Source organism: Mycobacterium sp. ACS4331 (assembly GCF_001667265.1).
GTDB lineage: Bacteria > Actinomycetota > Actinomycetes > Mycobacteriales > Mycobacteriaceae > Mycobacterium.
The window spans coordinates 130397-143823 of the sequence record NZ_LZHW01000073.1 but is presented as its reverse complement, the minus strand read 5'-3'; the positions used below and the strand labels follow the sequence as shown (position 1 = coordinate 143823).

Annotated in this window: 1 protein-coding gene (cut by a window edge); it reads right to left on the bottom strand. The window is 66.5% G+C overall.

Annotated features, from left to right (window positions below):
• Positions 1-13427: the 5' portion of a non-ribosomal peptide synthetase gene (locus tag A5727_RS28400; RefSeq protein ID WP_157521432.1), read on the bottom strand. Its footprint begins 2977 nt before the window's first position; only the first 13427 of its 16404 coding nucleotides appear in the window; the start codon lies at positions 13425-13427; its stop codon lies beyond the left edge, outside the window.

Below are 13427 nucleotides of genomic sequence, written 5' to 3'. Positions count from 1 at the left end.
TGGTCGGCAGTGCTGGTGCGAGCCAAGTCGACGTAGGCGATCAGGTGATCGGCGGTGTCGGCGTGGTGGACGGCGGCCGCAGCCCGTGACACCTGCGGGCAGGCCAGCAGGGTGTTCTCGATCTCCCCCAACTCGATGCGCTGTCCGCGCAGCTTGATCTGGGCGTCAGCACGACCCCGATACTCCAGGGTGCCGCCGGATGTCCACCGCGCCAGGTCTCCAGTGCGATACATCCGGGTTCCGGGATCGCCGAAGGGGTTGGCCACGAACCGATCCGCGGTCAACTCGGGGCGTCCCACATAGCCACGGGCCAGTGCCGGCCCGGTGAGGTAGAGCTCGCCCACGACTCCGACCGGAGCCGGATTGAGGCGCCCGTCGAGCACGAGCGCCCCCACCCCCGCGATCGGGGCGCCGATTCCCACAGACTGTCCTGCCGAGTGGGGTGCTGTGCAGGTGGCCCAGATGGTGGATTCAGTGGGGCCGTAGGCGTTGTACATCCGCCGCCCCGGAGACCATGCGGCCACCAACTCGGCCGGGCAGGCCTCGCCGGCGGTGATCAGCGTCGAAAGCCGGCCCTGCAGGAGCGTCCGATCCAGCGTCGCCAACACGGTCGGGGTCAGCACGGCGGCATCCACGCGCTGATCCCGCACCAGGCCGGTCAGCGCCTCACCGGCATACGCGTCCGGCGCGGCCACGACCAAGGCTGCCGCGGAACCGACCGCCATGACGATCTCGAAGACCGATGCGTCGAACGTGGGCGCTGCCACCAGCAGCGTGCGCGACTGCGGGCCCACATCGAAGACAGCACGCTGCGCGGCAGCGACGCCGAGCAGGCCGGCGTGGCTGACCGCCACCCCCTTGGGCACCCCCGTCGAACCCGACGTGAAGATCACGTAGGCCGCATCGGCCACACTCAGCGGCGCCGACCGCTCACCATCGGTGATCGGCTCCGTGCCGGGCCCGGACAGGTCCAACTCATCGACCCGCAGCACCAGTCTCTGACCGGCGCCCGCGACGTCCTCGGCACCACGAGCCAACACACACACGGCCTCGACGGCGTCCAGCACGGTGGCGATCCGCGCCGGGGGATGAGCACGATCCACCGGCACGTACACGCCGCCGGCCTTGAGCACCGCCCACCATGCCAACACCAGCTCCGCAGAACGATCCATCGCCACGCCCACGGCGCGCTCCGGACCCACTCCCGCATCAATCAGTGCTCGCGCCAACCGATTTGAGACCTCATCCAGTTCTCGATACGACCACTGCCGCACCCCGTCGACGACAGCAACCGCGTCCGGATCGGCAGCCACCGCCGCCGCCAACAGCTCCGTTCCCAGTCCCACTGGCGCCGCGACGTCAACGCCGGACCACTGTGTCAGCAGCCCTCGCTCGCTCTGGTCCAGCAGTTCCACGTCCCCGATGACCACCGACGAATCGGTCACCACAGCCTCAACGACCTGGTCGAACCAACCCACCAGCCGTTCAACGGTCGACCGATCGAACAGATCCGTGGCATAGGTCAACACACCGGCACACATCGGCGCACCCGACTCCCCGCTCGGGACCTCCCGCAGGTCGAAGTCCAGGTCGAACTTGGCGGTGCGGGTGACCAGCGAGACCGGTTCGATACTGGCCTCATCGAGGGTCACTTCGGGAAGTACGTTGTTCTGGAACACCATCGCGACCTGGAACAGCGGATGATGTGACGTCGATCGGGTCGGGTTGAGCCGTTCCACCAACAGCTCGAACGGCACATCCTGGTTGGCGTAGGCGTCCAAGGCCTTGTGCCGCACCTGTTCGAGGACGTCGCTGAAGCGCTGTTGCGAGTTCACCTCCACCCGCAGCACCCAGGTGTTGACGAAGAACCCGACCAGGTCGTCGAGCGCGGCGTCCATCCGTCCGGCGATCGGGGTGCCCAGTGCGATGTCCTGGCCGACGCCGACCCGGTGCATCCACACCGCGGCCACGGCCTGCAGCACCATCGAGAAGGTCGCGTTGTGCTCCGCGGCCAGCGCCTTGACCCCCGCCCAGGTCTGCGGGTCGATCCGAACGTCCACGCCGTCGCCCTGGTAACTGGGCACCGGCGGTCGAACCCGATCGGTGGGCAGAGAGGCCACCTCCGGCAGTCCGGCCAGATTCTTCTCCCAGTAGGCCACCTGTTCGGCGATCCGGCTTCTGCTGTCCTCCAGATCGCCGAGGTGTTCGCGTTGCCACAGCGTGTAATCCACATACTGCACCGGCAACGGCGCCCACTCCGGAGCCCGGCCCTGACTGCGGGCCCCGTAGGCCACCGCCACATCTCTGACCATCGGCGCCATCGACCACCCGTCGAAAGCGATGTGGTGGAACAGGATGCCGAGCACGTACTGCTCCGGGCCGACCTCGAAAAGCTGCGCCCGGACCGGAACCTCCGTCGCCAGATCGAACCGGTGTCCCGCCAACGCCACCAGCTCGGCCTCGACGCGGTCCTCGTCGATCGGCACCACCGTCGCCTGGCCACGTCGCCACATCCCCGGCTGGGCCGGCAGCACCTTCTGCATCGCCACACCGTCGACGTCGGGGAACACCGTGCGCAGTGACTCATGTCGGGTGATCACGTCATCGAGGGCCGCATCCAATGCCGAGACGTCCAGCGCCCCGCTGATCCGGAACGCGATCGGCATGTTGTACGTGGCCACGCCGCCCTCGAACCGGTTCAGGAACCAGAGACGCTGCTGGGCGTAGGACAGTGGGATGGCCTCTGGTCGGTCCATGGGGACCAGCGGCACCCGCTCACCCGCACCCGTACTGATGTGCGGAGCCAGATGTGCGATGGCAGGGGCGTCGAAGAGGGTGCGCACTGAAAGGTCTGCACCGAGTGTGGTGTTGATGGCGGTGATCAGTCGCATGGCGGAGAGGGAGTCGCCGCCGAGGTCGAAGAAGGAGTCGTCGACTCCGACCTGGTTGAGGCCGAGCACCTCGGCGTAGATCCCGGCCAGGATCTCTTCGATGGTGTTCGACGGGGCTCGGTAGCTGTCGGTGTCGGTGTAGTCCGGTGCCGGCAGTGCCCGCGTGTCGAGTTTGCCGTTGACGGTCAACGGCAGCGCGTCGAGCACCATCACCGCCGCGGGCACCATGTAGGACGGGAGACGACGGCCAAGCTGGAGCCGGGCCTCAGTGGGATCGACTGCACCCGAGACTGTCTCGGTGAGGTATCCGACCAGACGCTTGTCTGCGGGTCGGTCTTCGCGGGCGATCACGACGGCCTGCCGAACACCGTCGAGTTCAGCCAGCGCCGCTTGGACTTCACCCAGTTCGATGCGGTACCCGCGAATCTTGACCTGCTCATCAGCGCGACCGCTGTAGCGCAGCTGACCGTCTGAGCCCCACGACACCAGATCCCCAGTGCGATACATCCGCGCTCCAGGGGCGCCGAACGGACACGCCACAAACCGCGACGCGGTCAACCCGGCCCGACGCACATACCCCACCCCGACACCGCGACCGGCCACATACAACTCACCCACCACGCCCCGGGGCACCGGCCGCAACCACCGGTCCAACACGAACAGTGCCGCACCCGGCACCGGCAGGCCGATCGGCACCTCGAGGCACCCCGCCTGCAACGGCGCACTGACGGTGGCATACACCGTCGTCTCCGTGGGGCCGTAACCGTTGACCATCACCCGTCCCGGCGCCCACCGATCCACCACCTGCGCAGGGCACGGCTCGGCGGCGACCATCAGCGACGTCGACGCCAACTCCGATGCCGACAACATCCCCACCGCCGACGGGGTCTGACTCAACACCGTGACCTGTTCACCGACGACGAGGGCCTGCAGGTCCTGCGGCGAACGCGTCACCTCCTCGGGCACCACCACCAGACGGCCGCCATGCAGCAGCGCACCCCAGATCTCCCACACCGAATAGTCGAAAGCCAACGACGAACACTGCGCCCACACCTGCTCAGCACCCATCGCCACGCCGAGATCCACACCATCGAAGAGCCGCGTCACGTTCTGATGGGTGACCGCGACCCCCTTGGGCACCCCCGTGGTCCCCGACGTGTAAATGATGTGCGCGACATCCTCAGCAGCCGGACCCACCAACCCCGTCACCGGCTGCGCCTCGACACGAGGATCAGCCACATCCAGCACCGGCACAACAGATCCCCGCAACCGCTGACCCACTCGAGCAGAGGTGAGCACCACCACCGGAGCCGCGTCGGCGAGCATGAACTCAATGCGCTCATCAGGCACAGCCGGGTCAATCGGCAGATACGCCGCACCAGACTTGAGCACAGCCAGGATCGACACGATCGCCTCAGCAGATCGATTCAACAACAACGCCACACACTCGCCCGGCCCCGCACCCACACCGACAAGCAGATGAGCCAGCCGATTCGAGGCCTCATCCACATCCCGATACGTCCACGACCGACCCTCGAACCGAACCGCCACCGCCTCCGGCGACCGATCCACCTGCACCGCGAACAACTCCGGAATCGAGGCCGCGCCCACCTGCTCGGCCAGCACCGACCACTGCCCCAAACCCGCCAGCTGCGCCCGCTCAGCACCACCGAGCATCTCCACCGACGACACCCGGGCAGCCGTATCGGCCACCATCTCCACCAGCACCCGCTGCAACCGCTCGACCAGCAGCTCAACACTGGCCGCATCAAAGACATCCGTGCGGAACTCCACCAGACCCGCAATACCCGCCGGTTCACCCGCCTCAGTGCTGCGCTCAGCCAACGAGAACACCAGATCCATCCGCGCCGAACACGTTTCGAGTTCCATCGGACTGACCCGCACATCACCCAACGTCAACCCGGCCACCGGCCCACTGCTGTTCCACGGCAGGTTCTGCCACGTCACCATGACCTGCACAAGCGGATGATGAGTCAACGACCGCGTCGGATTGAGCCGCTCCACCAAAACCTCAAACGGCACATCCTGATGCTCAAACGCCCCCAAACTGCGAGCCCGCACCTGCTCCAACAACTCGGCCACAGTCGGATCACCAGCCACATCCACCCGCAGCACCAACGTGTTGACGAAGAAACCCACCAACTCATCCAGCGCCGAATCACCACGCCCAGCGGTCGCCACACCCACCGCCACATCACTGCTGGCACCCAACTCCGCCAACAACACCGCCAAACCAGCCTGCACCACCATGAAACTGGTCACGTTGTGCTCACGAGCCACCCGAGCAACCTGCCGCTGCAACTCCACCGGCCAATCCATCACCACACTGGCCCCGCGATAATCAGCCACAGCCGGATACGGCCGATCCGTCGGCAACTCCAACCGCTCAGGCAGCCCCGCCAACTCCTGCTCCCAATACGCAAGCTGCGCAGAAATCACACTGCCCGGATCAGTGACCGAACCCAACCAATCCTGCTGCCACAACGTGTAATCGGCATACTGCACCGGCAACGGCGCCCACTCCGGCGCCCGCCCACCACAACGACTGGCATAAGCCACACCCAGATCCGCCACCAACGGCGCCACCGACCAACCATCAGCAGCGATATGGTGCACCACCGCCACCAACACATGCTCATCCCGGCCAACCCGGAACAACTCCGCCCGCAACGGAATCTCCGACGTCAGATCAAAAGCATGACCCGCAACCGCACCAACAGCCTCCGCCAACCGATCCCCCGACCAGCCGGTCCCATCAACCACCCGCCAACCGAAATCAACCTCCTCGACAGGCACCACCACCTGGGCACCCACCCCATCAACAGCCACGAACAACGTCCGCAGACTCTCCTGCCGAGACACCACATCCACCAACGCCCGACCCAGCGCCTCAACATCCAACCCACCAACAAGACGCAACGCCACCGCCATGTTGTAAATCGGCGACGGACCCTGCAACTGCTCCAAAAACCACAACCGCTGCTGAGCAAAAGACAACGGCACCACCGCCGGCCGCGACCGCACCGTCAACGCCGGACGAACCGCCCCACCCCCAACACCATCCAAATACCCCGCCAAACCACCCACACTCGGCGCATCAAACACCGCCCGAACCGGAACCTGGAGCCCCAACGCCGATTCGAGGCGAGCGCACACCCGGATGGCGATCAACGAATCGCCGCCCAGAACGAAGAAGTCATCGTCGAGGCCGACCCGACCGAGGCCGAGCACCTCGGTGAACACCTCAGCAACCGTCTTCTCGGTGGGCGTCTGCGGGGCGCGCAGCGCACCCGCGGCGAACATCGGGGCGGGCAGGCCCCTGCGGTCGACCTTGCCCGAGGACGTCAGGGGGAACTCCTCGAGCACCACGATCTGGCTCGGCACCATGTACTCGGGCAACCGCTCCGCGAGCCACTGCCTGACCGCGCTGACCTTGGTGTTCGTCTGGGGGTCGTTCGCATAACCACCGCGCTGACGGGTCCCCCTCGGCGGCAGGAAGATGTCGGTCAACGCGGGGGTGCGCCCGCCGCCGACCACGGCGTCGAACACCGCGTCCAGGGTCCCGGGTTCCGCACCCCAGGTGACTGCCGCCCGGTAGCCGATCGACTCGCCGAGTTCGTACAGGCGCTCCGGCGTTACGACCTCCCCGGACGCTGCGATGTCGTCCGCCTGGGCGACGGCGGTGTTGAGCGGCAGGCCCGCGGCCAGCGCCCTCTCGATGATCACATCGGACATCACCCCGTCACGAGGTATCCCGCTGACCCGAACCATCGCTGGACGTTGTGAAAGCAGCTCGCTGCGCAGACCGTTCAGATCGGCACAGTCGGCCCACCACCACGTGGGTGCGTTGGCCACCGAAGACACGTTCACCGGCGTCTTGTGGAGGACGACGTCGTAGCGGTAACGCGTCAGCTCGTTGTCGGCCGTGCCGCGCTTGACCTGGATGTCGACCGCTGCCACGGACGGCTGCTCGGCGGCCAAGGTGGTGAAGAACTCTGGGGAAAGCAGCAGTTCCTGTTCGCCGAGGATCGCGCGCTGGACACGTTGGCACATCTCGGAGGTGTCGGCGCCGGTGCCGCTTCGGGCAAGGGCGACACCGGTTTGAAACGCCCCCTGCAGGTCATGGTTGCGCACGTCGCCGAGAAAGAGCCGGCCTCCCGGTTCCAGCAGTTCCAGCGCATGCTCGATGACCTCGGCCAGGTACTCCGCGCTCGGGAAGTACTGGATCACCGAGTTGACGATGATGGTGTCGAAGTGAGCGAGTGGCAGCCCTTCGACGACGTGCGCCGGCTTGGCCAGCAGTCGAACCCGCTCTCCCCAGGGTTCGCTGGTGACCACCGAAGACAGCTTGGCAATGGTCGATGCGGAAAGGTCAGTGCCCCAGTAGATGTCACATTCCGGTGCCACCTGGGAGAGCACCAGACCGGATCCCACGCCGATCTCCAGTACGCGCTTCGGCCGAAGCTCCAGGATGCGGCCCACTGTGGCCGCACGCCACTCCCGCATCTGTTCGAGCGGGATCGGATCACCGGTGTAGCTGCTGTTCCAGCCGCGGAAATCGCTTCCGAAATCCGGAGTTTCGAGCTCCACGTCGTAGAGCTGGTCGTAGATGTGCTGCCATTGACCGACGACCTCGACCTCGCCCTGGGCATCTGCGGTCTGCCCGAGGGTGACATAGCCGACCAGGTGGTCTATGCCCATCTCGCCGCGGTGTACCGCGGCCGCCGCCTGGCTGACGTGTGGACAGGCCAGCAGAGCATTCTCGATCTCTCCGAGCTCCAGACGTTGTCCACGCAGTTTGACCTGCGCATCGGCCCGGCCGAGGTACTCCAGACTCCCCTGCGGAGTCCACCGCACGAGGTCGCCGGTGCGATACATCCGTTCGCCCGGAACATCCCCGAAGGGGTTCGCGACGAAGCGGTCTGCGGTCAGATCTGCCCGACCCACATAGCCGCGCGCCAACACCTGTCCTGCGAGGTACAGCTCACCCACCACCCCGACGGGCGCCGGGTGCAGGCGGGCATCGAGCACGAATGCGCGGGTCCCCGCGATCGGAACACCGATCCGCACCGGCTGTCCCGTCGCCAGCCCACTCCACGTCGCCCAGATGGAGGCCTCGGTGGGGCCGTACGCGTTGAACATCGACCGGCCGGGCGCCCACGCGGCCACCAACTCCGGCGGGCAGGCCTCCCCACCGGTGACCAGGGTCCTCACCCCGTCGAACCGGGTTCGGTCGACGGTGGCGAGCACGGTCGGCGTGATCAGCGCCGCGCTGCACTCTCCGCGCTGCACCACCTCGGTCAACGCATCACCGGCGTAGCAGTCACGCGGCGCGACGACGAGGGCGGCTCGCGACGCCACTGCCCACAACCATTCGAACACCGAGGCGTCGAACGTCGGCGCGGCCACCATCAGCACACGATCGTCGGCACCGAGGCCGAACACGTCACGAAGCGCACCGGCAACGCCGAGAAGGCCGGCGTGGGTGACCGCCACACCCTTCGGGACGCCGGTGGACCCGGACGTGAAGATCACATAGGCGGCCCCGTCAACCCCCAAGGGCATCAGCCGGTCCTGATCGGTGACGGGGGCTTGGGAGTACGTGGACAGATCGACGCCGTCGAGTGTGATCACCGGGCGGTCCCCTGCCCCAGCCAGCGCGGTGATATCGCAGGTGACGACACAGACGGCCGACAACGTGTCGAGGATCGTGGCGATGCGCTCCGCCGGATTCGCCCGATCCACCGGCACGTACGTCCCGCCCGCCTTCAGGACGGCCCACCACGTCGTCACCAGTTCGGCGGACCGGTCCACCGCCACACCCACGGCACGCTCGGGTCCGACGCCCGCCGCTATCAGCAGCCTGGCCAGCTGATTGGACGCCTCGTCAAGCTCGCGGTACGACAGCCTCCGTGCCCCATCGATGACCGCCACCGCATCCGGGTCGGCCGCCACCGCATCTGCGAGCAGCTGATCGGCCAGTCCCGTCGACGTCCCGGCTGTCCTCCCAGACCAACTGTGCAGCAGCAGTGTCCGTTCGTCCTCGTCGAGGAGGTCGACCTCGCCCACCACCGTCGACACGTCGGCGACCACCGCTTCGATCACCCGTCCGAACCGGCCCGCCAACCGCTCGATGCTGGATCGGTCGAACAGGTCCGTGGCATAGGTCAGCACTCCGCGGGCCAACGGCGCGCTGGGGTCTTCGCCAGGCACCTCCCGGACTTCGACATCCAGGTCGAACTTCGCGGTGCGCGTGAACACGGACTCCTGCTCGACCTCCATCCCGTCGAGTGCGACCGTGGGCAGGGCATTGTTCTGAAACACCAGGGCGACTTGGAACAGGGGATGGTGTGACGCCGAACGAACAGGATTGAGCTGCTCCACCAGCAACTCGAATGGCACGTCCTGATGTGCGTAGGCCTCCAACGCTTTCTGCCGTACCTGATCGAGCACCTCACTGAACGTCAGTCCAGAGTTCAACCCGACCCGCAACACCCAGGTGTTCACGAAGAAGCCGACCAGGTCGTCGAGCGCCTTGTCGGTCCGCCCGGCGATCGGTGCGCCAAGCGCCACGTCGGTGCCGGCACCCTCCCGGTACAGCGCCACGGCAAGGCTGGCCTGCAACACCATGGACACCGTCGTGTGGCTTCCCGCTGCCACCGCCTTGATCCCGGCCCACAGCTCAGGTTCGATCCGGAGTTCGACAGCGTCTCCGCGGTAGCTCGGCACCGGCGGACGCGGGCGGTCCGTCGGCAGTGACACCACCTCAGGCAGATCCGCCAACTCGTGCCGCCAGTACGCCAACTGCTGGGCGATCACACTGGTCGGATCAGTGACATCGCCCAGCCGATCCTGCTGCCACAACGTGTAATCGGCGTATTGGACCGGAAGCGGTGACCAGTCGGGGGCCCGTCCTGCACTACGGCAGGCGTATGCGATGCCCACGTCACGCACCATGGTCGCCAGCGACCAGCCGTCGAAGGCGATGTGATGCACCACAATTCCCAGCACATGCCGGTTCTGGCCCACCTCGTAGATCTGAGCCCGGACCGGAACGTCGGTCGAGAGATCGAACCTGTGGTTCGCCAGGGACATCAGTTCGTCGGTCAACTCCGTTTCCCCGGCGGGAATCGACAGGGGCTCCTGCACCGAGTCCTGGCGGCGCCACAGTCCCGGCCCCGCCGGGCGAACCTGTTGCGATGGAACCCCATCGACCTCGACGAACACCGTGCGCAACGACTCGTGACGAGCGATCACATCGTCGAGTGCGGCGCCCAGCGCGTCGACGTCCAACGCTCCGTTGATTCGGAACGCGGCCGGCATGTTGTAGGTCGCGACACCGCCTTCAAAGCGGTCCAGGAACCACAGGCGCTGCTGGGCGAAGGACAACGGGATACGTTCCGGGCGCTCCTGCCGCGTCAACGGCACGCGTCCGGCCGAACCGACGCCGATGAGCGGTGCCAACTCGGCCACAGTGGGCGCATCGAACAGGGACCGCACGGCAAGGTCGGCACCGAGACTCGTGTTCACTTCGGCCACCACCCGGGTGGCCGACAGCGAGTCACCTCCGAGGTCGAAGAAGGATTCGTCCACCCCAATCCGCTCCAGGCCAAGGGTTTCGGCGTAGATGCCGGCCAGGATCTCTTCGGTGGGCGTGGAGGGTGCCCGGTGATGGTCGACGTCGGTGTACTCCGGCGCCGGCAGCGCCCGCTTGTCGAGCTTTCCGTTGACCGTCAGCGGCAGTGCGTCGAGCACCACGACTGCCGCCGGCACCATGTATCTGGGCAGCCGCTGCATCAGCGCGGCCCGAACGGCGGCGGGCTCTGCGGCACCGGGACTGCTTTCGGTGACATAGCCGACCAGGCGCTTGTCGCCCGGCCGATCCTCCCGCGCGACCACGACCGCCTGCGCCACCCCATCGAGGTCGGTCAGCGCGGTTTGGATGTCGCCCAATTCGATTCGGTATCCGCGGATCTTCACCTGCTCATCAGCCCGGCCGAAGTACCGCAACTGCCCGTCGGCGTCCCAGGACACCAGATCGCCGGTTCGATACATGCGCTGACCCTCAGAACCGAACGGACAGGCCACAAACCGGGATCCGGTCAAAGCGCTTCGGCGCCAGTACCCGACGCCGACGTTCGGCCCGCCCACATACAGCTCGCCCAACACGCCGTCGGGCACCGGCCGCAGCCACGGATCCAGGACGAACAATGCCGCACCGGGCAACGGCGAACCCACCGGCGGCACACCCGACCCCGCGGCCAGCGGGGAGCTCACGGTGACCCACATCGTCGCCTCGGTCGGGCCGTACTGGTTGATCATCACGCGGCCCGGCGCCCATCGATCGACCACCTCTGCCGAGCACGGTTCACCACCGACCAGCAGCGCAACCGAATCCAGCCCCGAGGGGGACAACGCGGCGGCGGCCGTCGGCGTCAACCCCAGGACGTTCACCTGCTCGCCGATCAGAAGGTCCTGGAGATCGTTCGGGGAATGTGCGACCTCTTCTGGAACTATGACCAACCGCCCGCCGCGCAGCAGGCAGTTGAAGATCTCCCAACCCGAGATGTCGAAACTGTACGAATGCCACTGCGACCACACCTGTGCTGTGGGAGGCAGACCGACGTCCAGACAGCCGATCAACTGGGTGACGTTGCGATGGGTGATCGCGACGCCCTTGGGGACACCCGTCGTCCCCGAGGTGTAGATGATGTACGCGACACCATCGGCATCCACTTCCGGCAGGCCGGCGCGTGGGAAGTCGCCGACCCGGGAGTCCGCGATGTCAACGACCGCCACCCCGTAGCCGGCCACCCGTTCGCTCAGGCCGGCGGCACTCACGACCGCGACCGGCTCGGAGTCACCGACCATGAAGCCGATTCGCCCCTGGGGAAGCACTGGGTCGATCGGCAGGTACGAAGCGCCGGTCTTGAGCACCGCCAGGATCGACACGATCGCCTCTGCGCTTCGTTCGAGCAACAGTGCCACGCAGCGCCCAGGTCCGGCCCCCTGATCAATCAGACAGTGCGCCAACTGGTTCGACGCGTCATCCAGTTCGCGGTACGTCAGGCCCCGGGTGTCGCAGCGCACCGCAACCGCGTCGGGACGCCGCGTCACCTGCGACCTGAACAACGCCGGGATCGACTCCGTGGCCTCAGGCCGGGACAGGGCACAATGGTTGCCGATCTCGGACAGCCGCAGTGCATCGCTTCGGTCCAGCATGGCCACCGAGGACAGCGAACGCGAGGCTTCAGAAGTCAGCACATCCAGCACCCGCTGCAACCGCTCCGCCAGGGCCGGGACCTCAAGCCGCGAAAGCGGATGTCCCGAGCCGGCGGCATTGAGGACCAACTGCCGTCCGGCACCCGAGAAGAACAGTCCCGTGCCGCCGACGACGCCTGCGTGGACCAGTGTGGCGGTCGCCGTCGAACCGCCGAAATCGAGCGTGTACTTCGCCGGAAGGAAGTTGACGCTCAATCGATTCGCCACCTGGCCCGCCGGACGGGAATTCACCCTGCGCTCAAGTGCCTGCACCGGGAACCTCTGATGCTCCAGGGCTTCCCGTATCCGCTGATCGACGTGGTGGCAGAATTCCGAAACCGACCAGGAGGGGGACACCTTCAGCGTCAGAGGCACGACTCCCGCAACCATGCCGGGCAGCGTCTTCAGAGCGGCGTCGACGCGCCGTGTGACCGGGAAGTCGATCACCACCTCTGAACCACCGCCCTGCCACGCATGAGCCAGGAGCCCGCACGCGGCGGTGACAAGCGATGATCGTGGCATATCCCACGATTCGGCCAGCTCATCGACTCGGCGGACCACCGAATGATCCAGTTCCACTGCGGCCGAGGGTGACTGGAAGCCAGAGTGGTCGATCGTCCGAGGCAGCGGCGTGTGCAGATCCTCACCCGAGGGGAGATTCTCACTCCAGTAATCCCGGTCTGCGATGAAGGCGGCGGAACACTCATACGCCGCCTCACAGTCGACGAGATCGGAGAGGGAACCGAACAGCGTGGGCGGAACGGGTGCGCCGAGCACGACCGCAGAATAGAGCGAGGCAATTCTGTTGCCCACCAATGCAACACCGGTCCCGTCACAGACCAGGTGGTGGCAACAGCCCACGAAGCAGAACTGATCGTGACGGGTCTGGAAGAGGACGAACTTGAAAAGTGGACCATCCAGCGCCATAGGTGTCCGTTGCGCAGACTCCGCCATGGCCCGGGCCACCACCGCTGCATCTGGAGTCTCGGTGAGGTCGTGGAACTCCAGTTCGATGTCAGAGCAGTCCATCGGCCGCTGGAACACCTGGCCGTCGACCTCGAAGACCGTGGCCCGTGCCGGCTCGGCTTCTCGTACGGCCCGACCGATCGCCCACTCGAGCGCATAGCGGTCCACCATGCCGTCGATGGTGACGAACAGGCCGATCTGCCAGGCCGCTGACTGGCCCGCCGTCGCAGCCAGCCAGATGTCCAGCTGGGCACGAGTGGCCGGCAACGTCAAATCTTCAAGCTGCAT